Source organism: Moraxella lacunata (assembly GCF_900453205.1).
GTDB lineage: Bacteria > Pseudomonadota > Gammaproteobacteria > Pseudomonadales > Moraxellaceae > Moraxella > Moraxella lacunata_B.
Window position 1 is genome coordinate 482,300 of sequence record NZ_UGQU01000003.1, and the last position, 19,082, is coordinate 501,381.

The 19,082-nt window shown below is 44.4% G+C and carries 20 protein-coding genes; 8 read left to right on the top strand and 12 right to left on the bottom strand.

Annotated features, from left to right (window positions below; all coding sequences use genetic code 11):
• Positions 1–78 precede the first annotated feature (78 nt).
• Positions 79–798 (top strand): rhomboid family intramembrane serine protease, encoded by a 720-nt coding sequence (locus DX073_RS11355; protein WP_115008146.1) that lies wholly within the window; start codon positions 79–81, stop codon positions 796–798.
• A 49-nt stretch (positions 799–847) separates the two neighbouring features.
• Here DX073_RS11355 and DX073_RS11360 read toward each other — a convergent pair whose 3' ends face one another.
• Complete coding sequence (locus DX073_RS11360; RefSeq protein WP_115008348.1) at positions 848–2,023, bottom strand: Mrp/NBP35 family ATP-binding protein; 1,176 nt, start codon at positions 2,021–2,023, stop codon at positions 848–850.
• Positions 2,024–2,087: 64 nt separating this feature from the next.
• Entirely contained in the window at positions 2,088–3,335 is a 1,248-nt protein-coding gene (locus tag DX073_RS11365; protein WP_115008147.1) for an NnrS family protein, read from the bottom strand.
• A gap of 172 nt (positions 3,336–3,507) precedes the next feature.
• On the opposite strand from DX073_RS11365, the gene queA reads away from it, so the two are divergent.
• The 3 genes from queA to DX073_RS14785 all read left to right on the top strand — a co-directional run bounded on the left by queA (position 3,508) and on the right by DX073_RS14785 (position 6,295).
• A complete protein-coding gene (gene queA / locus DX073_RS11370; RefSeq protein WP_115008148.1) occupies positions 3,508–4,557 on the top strand; it encodes a tRNA preQ1(34) S-adenosylmethionine ribosyltransferase-isomerase QueA in 1,050 nt (349 codons plus the stop codon).
• A 99-nt stretch (positions 4,558–4,656) separates the two neighbouring features.
• Positions 4,657–6,138 carry a DUF389 domain-containing protein gene (locus tag DX073_RS11375; protein ID WP_115008149.1) on the top strand — a complete coding sequence of 494 codons (1,482 nt, stop codon included), beginning with the start codon at positions 4,657–4,659 and terminating at the stop codon, positions 6,136–6,138.
• A gap of 31 nt (positions 6,139–6,169) precedes the next feature.
• Entirely contained in the window at positions 6,170–6,295 is a 126-nt protein-coding gene (locus DX073_RS14785) for a hypothetical protein (protein ID WP_258556940.1), read from the top strand.
• 46 nt (positions 6,296–6,341) lie between these two features.
• Here the strand turns inward: DX073_RS14785 and DX073_RS11380 are convergent, their stop codons facing one another.
• The 7 genes from DX073_RS11380 to DX073_RS11410 form a co-directional block, all read right to left on the bottom strand.
• Complete coding sequence (locus DX073_RS11380; protein WP_062500942.1) at positions 6,342–8,072, bottom strand: flotillin family protein; 1,731 nt, start codon at positions 8,070–8,072, stop codon at positions 6,342–6,344.
• A 27-nt stretch (positions 8,073–8,099) separates the two neighbouring features.
• Complete coding sequence (locus DX073_RS11385) at positions 8,100–8,801, bottom strand: DKNYY domain-containing protein (RefSeq protein ID WP_181814437.1); 702 nt, start codon at positions 8,799–8,801, stop codon at positions 8,100–8,102.
• Between the two features lie 53 nt (positions 8,802–8,854).
• Complete coding sequence (locus tag DX073_RS11390) at positions 8,855–9,523, bottom strand: YqiJ family protein (protein WP_115008151.1); 669 nt, start codon at positions 9,521–9,523, stop codon at positions 8,855–8,857.
• Positions 9,524–9,687: 164 nt separating this feature from the next.
• A complete protein-coding gene (locus DX073_RS11395; RefSeq protein WP_115008152.1) occupies positions 9,688–10,353 on the bottom strand; it encodes a PspA/IM30 family protein in 666 nt (221 codons plus the stop codon).
• Between the two features lie 23 nt (positions 10,354–10,376).
• Complete coding sequence (locus DX073_RS11400; RefSeq protein WP_115008153.1) at positions 10,377–10,856, bottom strand: hypothetical protein; 480 nt, start codon at positions 10,854–10,856, stop codon at positions 10,377–10,379.
• Positions 10,849–11,364: a hypothetical protein gene (locus tag DX073_RS11405; protein ID WP_115008154.1), complete on the bottom strand. Its 516-nt coding sequence runs from the start codon at positions 11,362–11,364 to the stop codon at positions 10,849–10,851. The genes DX073_RS11400 and DX073_RS11405 overlap by 8 nt, the downstream gene beginning before the upstream one ends.
• Positions 11,365–11,512: 148 nt before the next feature.
• Entirely contained in the window at positions 11,513–11,863 is a 351-nt protein-coding gene (locus DX073_RS11410; protein WP_115008155.1) for a protein tyrosine phosphatase family protein, read from the bottom strand.
• A gap of 111 nt (positions 11,864–11,974) precedes the next feature.
• Here DX073_RS11410 and DX073_RS11415 point away from each other — a divergent pair, with 111 nt between their 5' ends.
• The 3 genes from DX073_RS11415 (at position 11,975) to tgt (ending at position 15,104) form a co-directional block, all read left to right on the top strand.
• Positions 11,975–12,754, top strand: coding sequence for a nucleotidyltransferase domain-containing protein (locus DX073_RS11415; RefSeq protein ID WP_115008156.1), 780 nt, complete (start codon positions 11,975–11,977; stop codon positions 12,752–12,754).
• Between the two features lie 111 nt (positions 12,755–12,865).
• Positions 12,866–13,915 (top strand): DNA polymerase beta superfamily protein, encoded by a 1,050-nt coding sequence (locus DX073_RS11420; RefSeq protein ID WP_115008157.1) that lies wholly within the window; start codon positions 12,866–12,868, stop codon positions 13,913–13,915.
• Positions 13,916–13,970: 55 nt separating this feature from the next.
• On the top strand, positions 13,971–15,104 hold the full coding sequence (gene tgt / locus DX073_RS11425) for a tRNA guanosine(34) transglycosylase Tgt (RefSeq protein ID WP_115008158.1): 1,134 nt from the start codon (positions 13,971–13,973) through the stop codon (positions 15,102–15,104).
• Positions 15,105–15,214: 110 nt separating this feature from the next.
• Here tgt and dapF read toward each other — a convergent pair whose 3' ends face one another.
• A complete protein-coding gene (gene dapF / locus DX073_RS11430) occupies positions 15,215–16,114 on the bottom strand; it encodes a diaminopimelate epimerase (protein ID WP_115008159.1) in 900 nt (299 codons plus the stop codon).
• 194 nt (positions 16,115–16,308) lie between these two features.
• Here dapF and DX073_RS11435 point away from each other — a divergent pair, with 194 nt between their 5' ends.
• Complete coding sequence (locus DX073_RS11435; protein ID WP_115008160.1) at positions 16,309–17,556, top strand: ribonuclease D; 1,248 nt, start codon at positions 16,309–16,311, stop codon at positions 17,554–17,556.
• Positions 17,557–17,588: 32 nt separating this feature from the next.
• Here DX073_RS11435 and DX073_RS11440 read toward each other — a convergent pair whose 3' ends face one another.
• Both DX073_RS11440 and DX073_RS11445 read right to left on the bottom strand, forming a co-directional pair.
• Complete coding sequence (locus DX073_RS11440) at positions 17,589–18,407, bottom strand: hypothetical protein (protein WP_147279729.1); 819 nt, start codon at positions 18,405–18,407, stop codon at positions 17,589–17,591.
• A 300-nt stretch (positions 18,408–18,707) separates the two neighbouring features.
• Positions 18,708–19,067 carry a 2Fe-2S iron-sulfur cluster-binding protein gene (locus DX073_RS11445; protein ID WP_115008162.1) on the bottom strand — a complete coding sequence of 120 codons (360 nt, stop codon included), beginning with the start codon at positions 19,065–19,067 and terminating at the stop codon, positions 18,708–18,710.
• Positions 19,068–19,082 lie beyond the last annotated feature (15 nt).

Below are 19,082 nucleotides of genomic sequence, written 5' to 3' on the forward strand. Positions count from 1 at the left end.
ATAAATTTATTTTAATATGACAAAAATCATTCCGTCAATTAACTAACTTTCACTTTCACTTTTTAGCATTTTATCACCATGACTTTAATACAACTCTCTAAAACCGCCCCGACAACCTTACTGCTTATCATCAGCTTTGTGGCGGTGATGGGCGTACAGGTCGCAAATGGGATAAACATTGACGAGCAGACAGGGCAGGAGCTGATTCGCTATGGGGCGAATTTTTTGCCATTGACACTCATTGATGAGCCGTGGCGACTGGTGACGGCAGGTTTTTTGCATATTGGGGTGATTCATCTGCTATTTAACAGTTTTGCCATGTATTATTTTGGCATGGTCAGCGAGCAGATATTGGGATGGTGGCGGTTTTTGGTGGTGTTTTTGCTGTCGGTGGTGGCGGGCAATCTGTTAAACCTATACATGACCCTAAGACGGATAGAAGAAGAGGGCGTGCAAGGGGTGGGGCTGTCGGCAGGGGCGTCGGGCGGTATCATGGGGCTGGGCATGTTGCTTTTGACTTTATCAATGCTTGGCTCGGCAAAGAAGTGGCGACTAAATACCAAGAGCTTGGCACTCATCATGGGCATTAACTTTGTCATGACCTTTGCCATACCTGGTATCGATGTGGCAGGGCATCTTGGGGGCATGATGATGGGGGTGGTGTTGGGGCTGTGCCATGCGATGAGTCAGAAGTTAGGTCGCACCAGTCAGGGCGTGTTTGCCCTGTGTGCGGTGGTCAGTGCCATTGCCATGATGGGGGCGTGGCAGATGATGAATGGTGTGGTAATGGGGTGGTAAAACTGCCAAAACCATGCACTATTTATAAATGCACGTTATTTATACCATTTTAAAAAATCCGCCCGCTTGCCCCTTTGTCAAATTTGCCTATTTGCCCATCAATATTTTTGGCAATGTTTTCATAATACACCGCAAAATCATCACCTGCCATGACAGACGGCTCGCCTTTATCCATTTGCGTGCGAATATCGGTGGCAAGTGGCAGTTGCCCTAAAAGTGGCACTTGGTATCTCTCTGCCAACTCTGCTCCGCCGTCCGCCCCAAAAATGGCATCGACATGACCACAGTTGGTGCAGGTATGCAACGCCATATTCTCAACCACGCCAATGACGGGAATATCAGTTTTAAAGAACATTTCCATGCCTTTTTGGGCGTCTAGCAGGGCGATGTGTTGGGGTGTGGTAACGATGACCGCCCCTGTTACGGGGATACGCTGGGCGAGCGTGAGCTGAATGTCGCCTGTGCCGGGGGGCATATCGATGATGAGATAGTCAAGCGTGGGCCAGTTGGTTTGACTGTACAGTTGCATTAACGCCCCTGTCGCCTTGACCCCACGCCACGCCACAGGGGTGTTATCGCTCTCAATCAAATTACCAATGGAGAGCATGGCAATGCCGTGTGCATCTATCGGCACGAATTGGTCATATTCAACGGCAGGCTTGACCCCTGCCACGCCCAGCATATCAGGTACGGACGGGCCATAGATGTCCGCATCTAGGATGCCGACTTTTTTGCCGAGTTTTTGTAGGGCAAGGGCGATATTGACCGTGGTGGTGGATTTGCCCACACCGCCTTTACCGCTGGCGACCACAATGATGTGGCGAATGCGGGGGTGGGGGGCGATGTCTGATTGTTTGGGGGCGGATTTGGTGGGGGTGTCGTCTGTGGCGTGGCTTGGGATTTGATTTGACGACTGGGGCGTGTGGGTTTGCACGGCACTGGCGGTTGTGTCGGTGGGGGCGACTTTGTCGGATAAGACGACATTTAAATTCACTTCTGCCACACCAATGAGATGTAATCTGGCACGCAGGTCGTGATACACACGTTCAAGCTCGGCTTGGTCGGCATCCTTATGTACTCTTAGGGCGACGTCAAGGATGTCATCATGCAAGGATTTATCATCAATAAAAGTCGGCAGGGCTTGACCATACAGGCGAAAATCCTGCAACACCTTGTCAATGTCGCTCATATTAATGTGGATTTTCTTTTTAAAAGGGTTAAACATAATCGTCTCATTGCTCATATTTTCATTATTTTATCATTCTATCATGTTTTAAAATCCTTGCCTATCAGCCAAACAGTCCATCAGTGCGTGGTTTTGCCAAAATTCCCACATACGACACGCAAAACAGCCCAAAGGACAACACCCACGCCACTTGCGAGATGAGTACCCACGTCATATAATCACCGCCAAACATCGGCATGACCACACGGCATAGGGCAGAGATTGTCATCAGGATAAACATCGCACTCACGGTGTTTGGGGGCTGATGAATGTTTCGCCCCGTATGTCCAAGCGATACCCGAGCCATCATGGCAACGGTCATGAGTCCCACGCCAAACAGGGCAAGCCCATGCAAGCCGAGCGAATGCACGTTCACACTCGTATCAACAAAAGGCAATACGACAAAGAACAGCAAACTTGCGGTCATGCCTCCAAAGGCGATGATAAGCGACCACAGTAAGGGCTTTTGCCAAATGGCAGGGTGATACCAATTTTTAAGACGGCAAATGTTGGCAATCACGCAAACCAGAGCAAAGGCACTGGCGAGCATGAGCGATTTGACAAATAAATCAAACACGATAAAGCCAAAAAATCCGACTAGGTTCATTCTGTCTAATAGTGCCGAATTTTTTTGTTCTATATTTAAGCCATTGGGTTTGCCGTTGTTATCCACGCTAATGCCCTTGACGATAAAAAACGGCAATACCCGTCTGGCAATGGTAAATACCACGCCGATGACGAGATACAACGCCCCATACAGGGCGATTTGTTGTGTGGTGGTGCTGTCCAAAAACACCCCTGTATAAAAGGCGATGTTGGCAAGCATGAGCAGGGTAAGTTTGGCAACGATACCGATTTGGCGTTTTTGGCGAGCGACCCACACCGCCTTGATGACCGAGTAGGCGGTCATGCCCCAAAAGAGCAAGTCAAACACAAATGCCACACTAAGCATGGCAACGCTTGGCGTGGCATGCAGTCCAAGCCAGAGCAGGCGAGCGACCGCCCATGCCCCAAATATCGCCCCCAAATGCCAGCCGTAGGGCATGGGTTGGCTTGTCCACGTCTTGACGGCGGTCAATAAAAATCCCGCAATCACCGCCAACGCATAACCAAAAATCATCTCATGGGCGTGCCAATAAAAGGGGTTAAACGTGCCTTTAAACGGGGCAAATCCCTGCAAAATGGCAAGCCATAACAACATGGCAAGTATGGCAAAGACCGCCGACCCCACAAAAAATATGCGAAAACCTAAGTTTAAAATGGGGTGGGGCGATGTAGGACGTGGGGCGGTGTTTTGGATATTCATCAGCATGGTAAAACATTCATTAAAAATAATGGTTATATGATACGCCTTTTTTGCCGACTTTGCAATTTAGCCAAAAGGCTTAGTTTAGGAATGAGAAATACCAGTTTGCAAACATGAGAAATACAAGCAAATCGCTGGGCTTTTTGGTAAAATAACTCTTTTATTTAACCAAAATTTTATGAAAACACCCCTACTCACCGCTGATTTTGATTACCATTTGCCCGACGAACTCATTGCCCGTTATCCGCTTGCCGTACGCTCAAGCTCTCGCCTATTGCACGTGCAAGGCGACACGCTTGCCGACCTTAATTTTACCGATTTGCCTGATTTGTTAAACAAAGGCGATTTACTTGTTTTAAATGACACCAAAGTCATGAAAGCCCGTCTATTTGGGGTCAAGGACACGGGCGGAGCGGTGGAAGTTCTGATAGAACGCATTACCGACCATGATAACCACATCGCCCATTGCCATGTACGCTCTAGCCGTGCGTTAAAGGTGGGACAGGCGGTGAGCCTAGCGGACGGGAGTATGCGTGCGGTCATGTGCGGACGGGCGGAGAATTTGTTTGTCTTGCAATTTGATGCACCGATTTTGGCGGATTTGGAGCGTTATGGACAAATGCCGATTCCGCCTTATTTTGAACGCATGGCAGATGACACGGATGACACCCGCTATCAGACGGTGTTTCATGACCCTACCAAGCAGGCAAGCGTTGCCGCTCCGACCGCCAGTTTGCATTTTGATGATGAAACTTTGCAAAAGCTTGCCGATAAAGGGGTGGAAATTGCCTTTGTCACCTTGCACGTTGGGGCAGGTACGTTCGCCCCTGTCAAAACGGACGATTTGACTGACCACATCATGCACGCCGAATACGCCCACTTGCCCCAAGCAACTGCCGACAAAATCAATGCTACCAAGGCACAAGGCGGACAAGTCATTGCCGTGGGGACGACCGTAACTCGCACATTGGAGACCGCCCATTTGCACCGTGTGGACGGACAGCTTGCCGAGTTTGCTGGCGATACGCAGATTTTTATTTATCCGCCTTATGAATTTGGTGTGATGGATAGGCTGATTACCAATTTTCATTTGCCAAAATCCACGCTTCTGATGCTCGTATCTGCCTTTGCAGGGACGGATAACATCAAAAACGCCTATGCTCATGCCATTCATAAGAAATACCGCTTTTTTAGTTATGGCGATGCGATGATTTTGGATAAGGGTTAATAATTTTAGGTGATTTTAATTTATCATTATTGAAAATGATTAAAATTGTAGGGGCGAATTGCAATTTGCCCTATTTCTCATTCATAAATAAGGTTTTTTATGGGCGACAATAAAGACACCCAAAACGATGATGTTGAATTTAGTCAAGACGAACTTGATGAACTTAAAAAACAAGGCATTGATGACAATGAATTAGATAATATTGTCAAAACAGTCAATGATGAATTGTCCGATAATGCCAATGAGAAAGACGATGACAAAGAAAATCATGAAAATAACAATAAAAATACCGACCAAGAAAAAATTATAAATTCTGATAAAAGTAAAGATAATTTAAAACCAAATGATGAAATCAAAAACATCGCTTTAAATAACCAATCCAATAAAAAAGAAACTCACAAAACAGATGATTTAAAAAATAGCGAATTAAAAAACAATAGTTTAAAAACCGAAAAAGAATTAGACAAAATCGAACAACACCAAGCCGACATTGTTCGTACGCTTATCGCCAAAAAGCATGGCGAAAAAACCATCAATCACAAAGACGTGCGAATCAGCATAGAAGCAGGGGCATTGCCGACCAAAATGTTCTTTATTATGAATGGCTTGTCGGCAGTGATTGCAGGTTATGGACTGCTTGCCAACTCACCTGCGGTGGTCATCGGGGCAATGCTGGTGGCGATGATGCTCTCGCCCATTACCAGCATGGCGTTGGCGGTGATTGATGCACGGCTATCCTTGCTCAAAACTTCGTTCCAAACCTTAATCGGTGGGATTTTGCTGATTTTTGCCATTGGTATGGTGCTGGGCTTTTTATACCCCGACCATGTGATGACGGGCGAGATTTTGGCACGCACATCGCCCACGACCATGGATTTGGTGGTGGCATTGGCAGGCGGTACAGCAGGGGCGTATGCCATGGTCTCGCCCAACCTATCGGTGGCGGTGGTGGGTGTGGCGGTGGCGACTGCCCTTGTTCCGCCTTTGACGGCAAGTGGGATTTTGCTGTCGGCAGGGCATTTTTCGTTGGCAATGGGGGCGTTATTGCTTGCCGTTACCAACATGCTCGCCATTCAATTTACCAATGCTCTTGTATTGTGGCTGTTTGGTTTTCGTAGAACGCTCAATGATGATGACGTGGGCAAATTGGGGCAACTTGGGCAATTTTTAAAAAGAAATTTTGCCGTGTTAATGGCGTTGGTGGTGATTGGTGGGTATTTATCCTTTAATTTTAGCCATACTTTAAATGAGCAAAATTTTGAACGCCAAAGCAATGCCTTAATTGAAAAAAGCATAGAACATCAAGCCAATTATTTGGTATCATCAAGTATTAACAAAGAACAAAAAGTGCATATCTTGCGAGCGGTCATTCAAGGTAGCCAGCCTCCAAGCCAAGCCCAAGTTTATGAATTAGAAAAAGCCATTCAAAAAATCGCTGATGATACCTTTAAAAATCGCACGATTAAATTACAAATTCGCTTTGTCCCTGAAACAGTCATTGAATCCACGCCAAGCAATGAAAGCGAATTAAAATTAAGCCCCAATGATATTAAAAATTTGCAACGAACGCCGAATAACTAATATCTAACGCCATAAAAAAGAGAGAATCATCATGTCAAATAGAGACAATTTTATCAAACGTGAATTAAAACGTATGATTCAGTATTATATCAAGCCACGCATTCGTAGTTATTTATGGAAAATTGCAAGGTGTATTATTGATAAAATTGTGCGTTAAATAAAAAACCCACAACTTACCATTGTGGGTTTTTGCCATTTTTGATTTAGTCTTTATTTACGCCTTTATCCAGTCCATTTGTCAGTCCGTTAATGTCCGCCCCATTTAGCCCAATCTCCTTTAACAGATTGTCCACAAGCGGGGCTTGGCTACGATACCGCAAGGCAGAATTGACCATTTGGTCGGCAAGGCTAGCATTTGCTGTGGTATCGCTTGTCTCGCCACTTGCCCCAAAACCGCCCAAGCCATTGACCTGCAAAATCTTAATGTCATCAATGTTCTCCATGGGCTTGACACTTTCACGGATAATCTCGGGCAAATGTTTGAGCAGGGCAAGGCGAATTTGCATTTCAATCTGCTCGCTTGACAGCACGTTGGACGCTTCATTGACCGCTTTTGTCCCGTCTGCATCCACCTGATATTGACGCTCTTTGGCTTCGGCAAGCAGAATCTGAGCGTCCGCCTCACCTTTGGCTTGTAGGCGTAATTTTTCCGCTTCGGCTTCGGCACTGATACGCACCGCCTCAGCTTGGTCAATGGACGCTTGTTTTTGGGCTTCGGCGGCAACTGTAATGGCAATCGCATCTTTTTGAGCAAGCTCGGTTGCTGAGATGAGCTCCACCGCCTTAGCACGCTCGGCTCGCTCGGTCTCACGCACCGTAATCACGCTCTCTTCTTCTTTGACCGCTGCCGCTCGTGCCTTGTCGGCTTGGGCTTTGGCTTCGGATTCGGCACGGGATTTTTCAGCAACGGCAATGGCACGGTCTTGCTCGGCAAGCTCAATCGCCTTTTTACGTTCTACTTCGGCTTGCTCAATGCGTTGTTCTTTTTGGATTTTTTCGTTTTCAATGTCTCGCTCGGCAAGAATTTTTTTCAAATCCACTTCACGCTTGGCGGCAATTTGGGCTTCTTCGGCTTCACGCTGTTTGCTTGCTTCTTGACTGGCAATCTCAGCCGTCTGCTCGGCACGGCGAACGGCAATTTCTCGCTCTTGCTCGGCTTTACGAATTTCAATTTCTCGCTCCTGCTCTAATTTGGCGTACTCTTCTTCACGCAAGATTTGTAGGCGGGTGCGTTCGGCTTCTAGATTTTTGGTTTTAATCGCCAAATCGGTGTCTTGCTCAATGTCGTTTCGCTTTTTACGGCGAATCTCAATGGTCTCGGTCAAACGTGTCAAACCCTCAGCGTCAAAGGCGTTTTGGGGATTAAAATACTCAAATCCCGTCTGGTCAAGCCCTGTCAAGGACACGGTTTCAAGCTCCAAGCCGTTTTTGAACAAATCTTCTGAAACGACCTGCTGAACTTTTTGCACAAAATCCACCCGCTTTTCGTGTAGCTCTTCCATTGCCATTTCGGCAGCAACGGCACGCAGGCTATCCACAAATTTACCCTCTACCAAATCCTTTAAATCCTGTGGCGACATGGTTTTCATGCCCAAGGTCTGGGCGGCTGTGGCAATGGATTCGGCAGTGGGTTTGACACGCACATAGAACTCGGCGGTTACGTCCACACGCATACGGTCTTTGGTGATGAGTGCCTGCTCGGACGCACGGCGTACTTCAAGGCGTAGCGTGTTCATATTGACAGGAATCACCTCGTGCAAGACAGGCAGGACAATCGCACCGCCATTTACAATCACTTTTTCGCCACCAAAACCTGTCCGCACAAAGGACACTTCCTTACTGGCACGGCGATACAGGCGAGTCAAAATCAAGCCCAAGATGACTAGGGCAACCAAAATCACCCCTGCAGTGATAAGAATTGAGATTAGGTTCATAACTTTTCCTTTTTAAAAAGTAACATATCAATAAGGCGATGATTTGGCTTTTTGTTTATCCCAATCATTAGGGCTTTCATTGGGCAAAATCTTATCCATATGATAAACAAAGTTTTCATCTTTTGAATAATAACCGTGCAAATGCTCCCAATTAGGGTTATCCGACCTTGTTATTTTATTTGAAATATAATAAATATATTTATCATCTTTAATAAAATTAAATTTAGAACAAGGCATTGTTTGCACGGTATTTATGTCAATATTTTTAAATGCCCTTCCTTGCCAATAAATAAATTGATTATCTTTGGCAAAACAAAATCCCAATGGTTTTAATGATTTTGGATTTTGGCATTTTGTTAAGACACGAGCATAATAATAGGCTTGATAATCATCATACGCATAGCCATTATCCAATACTACAAAACTTTTAAAATCGTGATTTTTAACAGGCTTAATGCTACTTTCATATTCAAAATAAATGGCGTTTTTATCTTTAATATAGCCATAGCCTAATACTTCAAAAGTTTCTCGGTCTAATTTGGTTTTTGTCCAAGCCCAATAAATATGTGTTTTATCACGACCAAAAAATGGCGATAAAATCATGCCATGCTTATTATATTGAACAGCTGGATTGATAAAAACTTCAAAACTATCCACATCGGCATTTTTGTGAAGTCTGCCTTGATGATATACTTTGCCGTCTTTAATTTCCCAATAAACAATATTCATTGTTTTGTCTTTAATTGTTTGATTGGGTAAATTTTTTAATAATGTCCACATAATCAATCAACAAGCACCCCATTCATATTCTTTATCGCCCGAAAATTAACGCCCGTCTGCGACACCAATAGCACCGTCTCGCCTTGTGTTAGGGTCTCATCGGTATCGGCAAATGCCATGACATAATGCGTCTGCCCGTGCGTGTCTTTAACTCGTACTTGGGCAGATTGATTGACTGTGGCATTGCCCAGCACAATCACGCCCACACGCCCGACCAGCTCTTTGCTGTCAATGGCGGTTGTCTCATCTTTGGGTAGGATTTTGTATAGCCCTTTGGCAGATAGACGGACAATGGGCAAACTTAAAAACCACACCACAATCACAGCAATGATTTTTGGCAAATAAAATCCCAACAAGCTATATACCACCGACTGAAAAATAAATCCCGTCAATCCAAATACCGCCAAAAACACCACCATAAGCATAAGTAGCGGTATTTTGCCAACATATAGCCAGCTTAAAAAACGGATAAATACGCCCGTATCCACATTCGGGCTATCAATGCCAATCTCGGCATGGGCTTCGGTCAAACTGTCAGGCAAAAATCCGTCCACCCAATCATTTGCCCCACCAATCATCAATGCCACAATTTCTAGGATAAATAACAAAAACATCAGCGTAATTGCCACACCGAATATAAAGTTTTGGGGTGCAAAAATTAAATCAAGCATGATTATCCTTATAACTATTTATTGGCGATTTTTAATGGAATGGTTAAATAAAAATAGGTTTGAATTTAAATAAAAATTGATTTTAAAACTTGGGTGTAGGGGCGAATCACATTCGCCCAATGATTAAATTCACCCCCACCAAATATTCATTTTAAAAACAAACCCTATTTCATTTTTAATTGTGCCAACCGCTCGGCAATACGATTATTTCTGGCAAGCTCTTCAAGCTCTTTTAGCCCTTGGGCATTGCCATTACCGCTTGTGTTATGTGCCATGCCTGTTTGACGGCTCATGGTGCGGTCAAAGGCATTGGACGCTTTGTCGGCTCGTTGGGCAATTTTATCAAGACTGCTTACCCCAGCCGTCTGCCCATTTGCACCGCTTGTCGCTAAGGTCTGCTGATATTGCTCAATGGCTAGGCTTATCTCACGGCGTTTGGCTTGCAGGGCGATGATAAAGCCTTCTAGCTCTTTTTCTTTGTCGGTGCAGTCGGCAATGGTGTTTTCAAGCACGGGAATGCGTGCCTCAATGTCCATTTGCTCGGCAATACCCACCTGTGCCAAATCGTCTCGCCCCACATTGACCGCCGTCATGATACTGTCGTTTAGGCTTTCGTGGCGGGTGTTTTCATCGTTCAGTTTTTTGCTGGCTAGGTGCTTTTGGGCGACCACTTTGCCAAGCTCGCCACGCACTTCATCAATCGCCTTATCAAGCTCACGCAAGTTTTCGTTAAAGGCAAGCATGGGGGCTAGGTCTTCGGCTTTGTCTAGCATGGCATGAAATCCGCCACTGACTAGGCGACCGACACGGTAGGATAGGGTTTCGCTCATAACTACTCCTTTTGATTTGAGAATTAAATAAATTTTAAATAATAATCACAATATTGCTCCAAATATTTTGGCTTAACCATGTTATCATCTTTATCATAACAAAATTGCCAAATCATGTCGCCAATATCGTCATCATATTCAAATAAATCATAACAGATAAATTGACCTTGATTATCATACCAAGTAAATTTGTGTTTTTTATCCGCAATAAGCCACTCTTGTTTTGTGCTTAATAAAAGTTCAAATTTACCATTGATAAGTTTATAATCACGATAACCAAAATAATCTTGCTCGGAATAATATTCACGATACGCCACCAATGTTTGTGAATTATCATAAACACAGTCGCAAATTTTATTGCCCGATGTGTCATATTCGCATAATTCATCTTGCAAAACAATACCATTTAAATCAGTAATCACACTTCTAATAATTTTCTCATTAGAATTTCTATAAATGGTTATAAAATGTGTATCAAGGTCAAATTTTTCAGTTTTAATCATTTTGTGGTTTGTTTTGATAAATCAAATTTGCCAACTGTAACGTATTATCCAGCTCGTCCAGCACGCTGTCATCATAGCCCGCCCCCTTGCCTGTAATAGCAAGCTGTAACACGCTGTCCATCAGGCGAACCACTCGCCACATCGCCTGTTTTTCAAAATTGATAAGGGCAGATTTGTCGCACGTTTTGGGATAATCACTCATCATGGTCGCCACCAAATCGGGCAAAATCTCAAAAATTCTCGCCACAATGTGCGAATGTACACCCAGCTCTTTTTCAAGTGCCAAAATCTCATGGCGAGCGGTGTAAAGCTGTTGCTCGGCAAGCGATAGACTGGTTTCATAATCTTGCCCTTGGGTGTGCAAGGTGCGTGCTTGGCTCAGCAGTTCACGGATTTTGTCGGACGGTGTATTCGCCCCTTGTATCTGTAAACTGGCAATAAAATCAGCGTCTTCTTGGCTAATGCGGACACTTATCGGCACTCGGCTATTACTTGGCGTATTTGGCATGCAGACACCCTGTATTATTTTGTATTCATTTGCATACGAATATAATCTATCGTGGACGGTTTGTCAAGTGGTTTTGAGAAAAATTGTTATTTGGTAGATTTTTGGCGATAAAAAAGCAACCCAAACAGTTGCTTTTTATAAATATCAATCACTCTTCATCAAGCAAATCCCGCTCTCTGGCGGCAGTCAAAAGGTTGTTTGAGCGGTTGCCCGTACGGCAAAAGATGTGCAATGGGCGTTCGGTTTCATTAAAAAAATCAGCAAAGGCTTGGACGTGGTTCATGTCCATCATACCACCTGCAAAGGCAATTTGTTTATAGGCGATACCGTGAGCTTGGCACGCCTGCTCAATCTCAGCAGATGTCGGCTGTCCTTCTTCCTCAAAGTCTGGGCGGTTGTTTACCACGGTTTTTACTCCCATGCGGGCAAGCTCTGCCACATCAGCAGGGGTGATTTGACCTGATAGGGTAATGCGAAATTCGGGGGCGGTGTTACTCATAACTTTTCCTATTAAAATACTAAAAATCAAAAGGCATATTACCTGTTTTTGATATATTTGGCAAATGGATTTTTGGGATAATTTTGTTATAATAACACCTATTTGAGATGAATGATGACAAATACCGACCACCACACCCAAATCACCCACACCCTACACACCACTTGCCACGCCTACGCCACTACACCGCTACACGCCATAGAGAGCGGTAGTCGGGCATGGGGTTTTGCCAGTTTTGATAGTGATTTTGATGTACGGCTCATTTATCATCATACGCCTGATTGGTATTTGCAAATTTATGACGACAAAGACACGTTTGAATTTATCAGTCATGAGTTATTTGACGTGCCGTTTGATATTGGCGGTTGGGATATTAAAAAAGCGTTGGTACACATTCATAAATCCAATGCCGTGATTTTTGAATGGTTAAATTCGCCCATTATTTATCATAGTGATGATGAATTTATTAAAGAGATTAAACTTATCCAATCAGACTTTTTTAACCCCCAGGCAGTCTATCATCATTATCAAGGCATGGCAAAAAAGGCAAATGGCGAGCTAGACATATCACGCCCTATAAAACTTAAAAAATGGTGTTATCTGATTCGTGCATTGCTTGCAAGTCTATGGATAAAAGAATACCAAACCATGCCCCCTGTGTGTATGAATGAAATTTTTGGTTTGTTAAATCCTGATGATGTTAATGAATTAAATCATATTATTTATTTAAAACAATCACATGATGAAAAATATTTATATGAACTGCCTCTATCCATGCAAACATTTACCCAACATCTTTGGCAAACAACCAAAAATTTAACTTTTGATAAAAAACAAAAAGGCGATGTTGGTGTGTTAAATGACTTGTTTAGAAAAATTGTTTTTAAATAAATTTATCAATTATATATGTTAAAAATTGACAGATTGAAAATACATTTGTAGAGGTCAAATTGCAATTTGTCCTTCTATATTAAAAATCACATAAAATTAACGAGAATCCCCATGATAACCATTGATTACCTAAAAGCCAATAATCTGATTTTATTAGAATGTATCTCAGGCAGTCGTGCCTATGGATTAGGTGTGCCGTCATCAGATACTGATATTAAAGGCGTGTTTTATCTGCCCAAGCCTTATTATTATGGTTTGCACGATGATTATGTACCACAGGTGAGTAACCAAACCAATGACGTGGTCTATTATGAACTGGGGCGGTTTGTGGATTTGTTATTACAAAATAATCCCAATATCATGGAACTGCTTGCCACGCCAAGCGATAAGGTATTATACAAACACCCCATTATGGATAAGTTTAATCCTGATTGGTTTATTTCAAAATTATGCCAAAAAACCTTTGCAGGATTTGCCCTTAGCCAAATTAAAAAATCTCGTGGTTTAAATAAAAAAATTGTCAATCCGATGAGTAAAGACAAAAAGAGTCTATTGGAATTTTGTGTGGTATTTGACAATCAAAAAAGCGTGGATTTGATAAGCTGGCTAAATAAAAATAATCTTACCCAATCGCAAATCGGCTTATCCAAAATGCCCCACGCCAGCCATATGTATGCGATGTTTATTGGCGATTATCGGGGGATTATTCATGATGATAGTCAAGAGGTGTTATTAAGCTCTATCCCTAAAGATGTATCGCCCATTGCTTATTTGTCATTTAATCAAATGGGGTATAGCAAATATTGCCAAGATTATAAAGAGTATTGGGAATGGGTAGAAAAACGCAATCATGAACGTTATGAATCCACCGCCAATCACGGCAAAGGCTATGATGCCAAAAATATCATGCACACTTTTCGGCTGTTATATACCGCCTTAGATATTGCTAAATTTGGCAGGGTAATTGTCAAGCGTGATAATCGTGATGAGCTTTTGGCAATTAAATCAGGGCAATTTGATTATGATGACTTATTACAAAAGGCAGATGAGTTAATAAAAGACGTGGAATTAGCATTTGACCAAAGCGATTTACCAGAAATCCCCGAGCATTATTTGGCAATAAAAACGTTAATTGAAATACGAGAACAATTATATGGCTAATTTGCTAAAATTGGTAAATATGCTATAATACGCCACTTTTTTATTTGATGATGATATGAAATTCACGCTACATAAAACCGACACAAAAACCCGAGCCCGCCGCGGCACGGTACACCTAGCTCATGGCGATGTCGCCACGCCTGCCTTTATGCCTGTGGGGACGTATGGCACGGTCAAGGGCATGCTCCCGCGAGACATTCACGCCATTGGGGCGGATATTATTTTGGGCAACACCTTTCATCTGTGGCTACGTCCGACCACAAGTGTGATTGATGAGTTTGGCGGATTACATGATTTTATCGGTTGGGATAAGCCGATTTTGACCGATTCGGGCGGTTTTCAGGTGTTTAGCCTTGGTGCGATGAGAAAAATTACCGAAGAAGGCGTGCATTTTCGTTCGCCTGTGGACGGCTCTAAGGTGTTTTTGTCGCCTGAGATTTCCATGCAAATCCAACACTCCCTAAACTCCGACATCGTCATGCAGTTTGACGAATGCACGCCTTATCCTGCCACGCACACCGACGCCCAAAAATCGCTTGAATTATCGCTTCGCTGGGGGCAACGCTGTCTTGATGAACATCACAAACTAGGTAACAAAAACGCCCTGTTCGGTATCGTGCAAGGCAGTATGTACGAAGATTTGCGTATGCAGTCCTTGACCGCTTTGACCGAAATGCCCTTTGATGGTTATGCCATTGGCGGACTGTCGGTAGGCGAGCCAAAAGATGAGATGATAAAAGTATTAAACTACCTGCCAAACCGTATGCCGTCTGATAAGCCACGCTATCTGATGGGCGTGGGGACACCGTCCGACATCGTGGAAGCGGTAAGACGGGGCGTAGATATGTTTGACTGTGTCATGCCGACCCGTAACGCCCGTAATGGACATCTGTTTACCAGTACAGGGGCAGTCAAGATAAAAAATGCCGTTCATCGCCATGACAAAAACCCATTAGATAGTGAGTGCGACTGCTACACTTGCCAAAATTTTAGCCGTGCCTATTTGCACCATTTACACAAATGTGGCGAAATGCTCTCAGCCCAGCTAAATACCATTCATAATTTGCGTTATTATCAAAATCTCATGAAAGGCATTCGTGAAAGCCTAGAAAATGAGACGTTTGATGAATTTGTGGCGACATTTTATGCCAAGCAGGGGCTTGATGTGCCTGAGCTTGGGGTGTGCTAAAAATTAATGGTATTTTTATAAACATGACATACCAATGGTGGATGTCAGCCAAAACCCAGTTTAACAAAAACCCCTGCAATAGCAAGGGCTTAATTTGGCAAATAACTGATTTAAGCGTCATAATCTTCGGTTGGTGTTAGGTTAATCCCTGCCTGTGCTGCCAGTCCGTCAGGACTAAACACCCCTTCATAGACAAAGGATGTCAGTCCTGTCATCATCACCGAGTAGCCTTCTTGATAACGCACGGCAAGGCTGCCGCCATAGAGCTGAACTCGCACATCCACCCCTTCATCAATCCAACCTTCACGCACGCCCACAGCGACCGCCGCACATGCACCTGTGCCACACGCCTGCGTCTCGCCCACACCACGTTCATAGACACGCAAGCGGACATGACGTTGATTAACAATTTGGACAAAACCGACATTGACACGCTCGGGGAATGCTTCATGACTCTCGATGAGCCTGCCCAGACGTGCCACATCGGCAGTCAATACATCATCCACCAAAATGACCGCATGGGGATTGCCCATGTTGGCAAGGTAGAGCTGAACAGGCTCGCCATCGACATTTAGGCGGTAGGAATTGCCCACTTTGGTGATGGCTTGGGGAGCAAAAGGAATCTCGGCAGGCTCAAATTTGGGTTTACCCATGTCCACCTGCACCCAGCCATAACGGTCGGTGGTCAGCGTGATGACTCCGCTTGCCGTCTCCACACGCAAACGCTGTTTAAAGGAGAGTTTACGAGCCTGTACAAAGGACGCAAAACATCTTGCCCCATTTCCACACTGTGCCACTTCCTGTCCATCGGCATTAAAAATACGATATTTAAAATCCACATCAGGACGAGACGGTGGCTCAACGATAAGCAGTTGGTCAAAACCTACGCCCAAATGGCGGTCAGCAAGCAGTCGCACCAGCTCACTTGTTAGATTCATCCGCTGTGTCACTAGGTCAATCACCATAAAGTCATTGCCCAAACCATGCATTTTGGTAAATTCGATTAACATTGTCGTTTTCCTTTTGTTTTGGCTAAGTTATAAAGTCACACTGTCTATCTTAACATGATACGCCCAAATTGTTAATATTAAAACCAAAAATAAACGCCATAAAATCAGCCAACCCAACAAACCACCCATCAAATTACACACATTTCTCTGATTTTGGTGTAAAATTAGGGGAATTTTTGACATATAGACCTACAATGACTGATTTAAAAAACCCTGCCAATTTTAGCTTTCCCCACGCTCATCTTAGCGATGATGAACAGCACGCCCTGCTTGATTTGCCGACCCAATGGGTGCGGACAGATGATGAGTTGTATGAGCTGATTGACGAGATAGACAGCGTGGATGTGGTCGCCTTGGATACTGAGTTTATCAAACGTGATACTTATTATCCGATATTGGCATTGGTGCAGGTCAATACCGGCAAAGGGATATACCTTGTAGACGCCCCACGTCTTGATTTGACCGAGTTTTGGCAAGCCCTGTGCGAAGTGCCGAGCATGGTATGGTATGCGTGCGGAGAAGATTTGGGGATATTTTATCTGCTTGCCAATAATCCGCCCTTAACCAATGTCTTTGATGTACAAATTGGCGTGGCGTACCTGACTGGCAAATTGCAAGTGGGTTATAGCCAAGCGGTCAGTGAGATTCTGGGCGTGGCACTAGATAAAGGCGAGAGTCAGTCCAACTGGCTTGCCAGACCGCTCACGCCCGAGCAAGAACTGTACGCGGTCAATGACGTGCGTTATCTGCTCGCCCTACATCAGGCGGTTGTGCAGGCACTTAGTGATAAGCAGGTGCTGGACTATGTCAATGAAGACAGTAAGCTCTACGCCAAAGAGCTGTACGACACTCAGCACCTAAGCGATGATAAGCTCTATCTTGACCATGTCGCCCCGACCTATACCAGACAGCAACTGGCAGTACTGCGGAGCTTGACCATGTGGCGAGAGTCACTGGCTCGGGCAGTGAACGAGCCACGCAGTTTTATCATTGGCAAACAGCCGCTACGTGAGATTATTGAGATCCTGCCGACCAACATGAAAGATTTGGCACACACCACCCTAAACCGCTCCGCCCTACGCCGTTATGGTGCTGAGATAATCCGTGTCATCAAAGAAGCCAAAGCCCTGCCCCAAGCGGACATGCCTGTCAAAATCCCCGTTTATACCAGCAAAGCCAAGCCTTTTCGCCATGCCCTAGACGAAGCCACCGACGCCCAAGCTCGCCTGCTAAACATTCCTAGTAATCTATTGCTAAAAGGGCGTTGGATTAATGAGCTTATGTATCACGTCTATCAAGGTCTGCCCATTGATGACACGCACGCCTTATCGGGGGGCTTGCAAGGCTATCGGCAGGCGTGGGTCGTTGGCACGGTACTGCCCCTACTTTATGAGCATGAACAGTCCATTCGTGACGGGTTTGATTGTGGTGCTAAGATGTAGTGTGGTTAAGGAGGTAAATGCAAACGGCAAAATTACAACCGCTTTTGCACCGCTTTGGCTTGTGTGAGCATCATGTCCACCACCGTCATAAACTCAGGCAGATTCATGCCACGACTGGTCATGCTAACATAACGGTCGCCCGCCACGAACTCGCCATGATAATAGACATCACCCTTTTTATCGATAAGTTGCTCAAACCTTAGGGGCGTGCCGTTCATGTCTTCACGGTACAGCTCTTTGATGAGTGTTAAGGGCTTGTCGGGATGAATGTGGGTTTCGGTGATTTCAAGGCGTGCTTTGGTGCTAGGGTGTTCAAATAGGCGATACACCCCATCAAAACCCGTCTTGCCAAGCACCCCTTCATACGCTCGCCCTGTCAGCACAAAGCCTAACGGCAAAGCATCTTTGATTTTTACCATTTCAAAGGCAAGGGGCTGTTTTCGCCCAAAGCGATAAGACATTTTGGCATGCGTGGCGGATTTGAACTCATGGGTCAATACACCACCCGATGTACTGCCTGTGTGTTCTAAGTTCTTGATTTGGCGTGAGATGTCTTGTTTTTGGGCGACATCAAGCGTGGCATCAGCCAAGGCGACATAACTTACCGCTTGCGTTGTTTCTTTGTTGTTTTGAATATCAGGGTTGTCCACACTTGCTGTGGCAGGGGCGATAACCATGCTTGCCACGTCTGCTGACGATTCGGTATTAACAGAGTCTTTGGCGGACTTTTGGTTTCGAGATAGATTGCCCGACAGACTGCCCGATAAAACAATACCGCCGACCGTCAGACTAAGAGCAATGGCACCGATGAGCAGGGTTTTTTTATTGATAGGAAAATGGGTTAGGGTCATAGGGCGTTTTGAACCTTTATAACACAATCTACATTTTAGGGTGTTTATAGAAAGAAAATAATGTTTTTGCATGAAAAATGGCTATCCGACCACTTAACTGTGTAGATTTTTAAGATTTTTACTTAATTTTTTAGAATTAAGTGGTCGGATTGTGGCTCGAAGTCAAAAATTTGCCTGATAGAAAACTCACAGCCTTTGTTTTTTCCTTGAAAAACGGGCGATTCCCCTGCTTTTTTAAACAGGCATTTTCATTGCAAATACAAAAGGTAGGTACGCCCTAAGCAAAAGCACATGATCACATCATCCGTCTATTTTATAAAAAATCTGACGGCTAATGATAGATGTTTTTTGTAAATGCCAAGCCCCATCTGTACGCTGATGTTGCCATGATTTGTTTGGTTTGTCCGTATCATAGCTGACCACCATCGTCCCTGTCGGCACGCAACAGCACGCCAGCACTTCATCATCTAGGTGTGCCAGTGGGATTTGTTTGGCTTTGGGGGCGTCTGTTGCTCCTTTGACACGCATTTTACACGCCCCACAAAAGCCCTGACGACACATATAACGCACGTCTTTGTGCTCGGTGCGTAACATGCCATCAAGCAAGCTCTCGCCTTCATGCAGATAAAACCGCATTTCGTCTGTAAAAATCCACGGCATGATTGATACTTTTGT

Bases quoted from the DNA above. Each gene is read 5' to 3' on its own strand.
- DX073_RS11355 (WP_115008146.1), top strand. From the start codon at position 79: ATGACTTTAATACAACTCTCTAAAACCGCCCCGACAACCTTACTGCTT.
- DX073_RS11360 (WP_115008348.1), bottom strand. From the start codon at position 2,023: ATGTTTAACCCTTTTAAAAAGAAAATCCACATTAATATGAGCGACATT.
- DX073_RS11365 (WP_115008147.1), bottom strand. From the start codon at position 3,335: ATGCTGATGAATATCCAAAACACCGCCCCACGTCCTACATCGCCCCAC.
- queA (WP_115008148.1), top strand. From the start codon at position 3,508: ATGAAAACACCCCTACTCACCGCTGATTTTGATTACCATTTGCCCGAC.
- DX073_RS11375 (WP_115008149.1), top strand. From the start codon at position 4,657: ATGGGCGACAATAAAGACACCCAAAACGATGATGTTGAATTTAGTCAA.
- DX073_RS14785 (WP_258556940.1), top strand. From the start codon at position 6,170: ATGTCAAATAGAGACAATTTTATCAAACGTGAATTAAAACGTATGATT.
- DX073_RS11380 (WP_062500942.1), bottom strand. From the start codon at position 8,072: ATGAACCTAATCTCAATTCTTATCACTGCAGGGGTGATTTTGGTTGCC.
- DX073_RS11385 (WP_181814437.1), bottom strand. From the start codon at position 8,801: ATGAATATTGTTTATTGGGAAATTAAAGACGGCAAAGTATATCATCAA.
- DX073_RS11390 (WP_115008151.1), bottom strand. From the start codon at position 9,523: ATGCTTGATTTAATTTTTGCACCCCAAAACTTTATATTCGGTGTGGCA.
- DX073_RS11395 (WP_115008152.1), bottom strand. From the start codon at position 10,353: ATGAGCGAAACCCTATCCTACCGTGTCGGTCGCCTAGTCAGTGGCGGA.
- DX073_RS11400 (WP_115008153.1), bottom strand. From the start codon at position 10,856: ATGATTAAAACTGAAAAATTTGACCTTGATACACATTTTATAACCATT.
- DX073_RS11405 (WP_115008154.1), bottom strand. From the start codon at position 11,364: ATGCCAAATACGCCAAGTAATAGCCGAGTGCCGATAAGTGTCCGCATT.
- DX073_RS11410 (WP_115008155.1), bottom strand. From the start codon at position 11,863: ATGAGTAACACCGCCCCCGAATTTCGCATTACCCTATCAGGTCAAATC.
- DX073_RS11415 (WP_115008156.1), top strand. From the start codon at position 11,975: ATGATGACAAATACCGACCACCACACCCAAATCACCCACACCCTACAC.
- DX073_RS11420 (WP_115008157.1), top strand. From the start codon at position 12,866: ATGATAACCATTGATTACCTAAAAGCCAATAATCTGATTTTATTAGAA.
- tgt (WP_115008158.1), top strand. From the start codon at position 13,971: ATGAAATTCACGCTACATAAAACCGACACAAAAACCCGAGCCCGCCGC.
- dapF (WP_115008159.1), bottom strand. From the start codon at position 16,114: ATGTTAATCGAATTTACCAAAATGCATGGTTTGGGCAATGACTTTATG.
- DX073_RS11435 (WP_115008160.1), top strand. From the start codon at position 16,309: ATGACTGATTTAAAAAACCCTGCCAATTTTAGCTTTCCCCACGCTCAT.
- DX073_RS11440 (WP_147279729.1), bottom strand. From the start codon at position 18,407: ATGACCCTAACCCATTTTCCTATCAATAAAAAAACCCTGCTCATCGGT.
- DX073_RS11445 (WP_115008162.1), bottom strand. From the start codon at position 19,067: ATGCCGTGGATTTTTACAGACGAAATGCGGTTTTATCTGCATGAAGGC.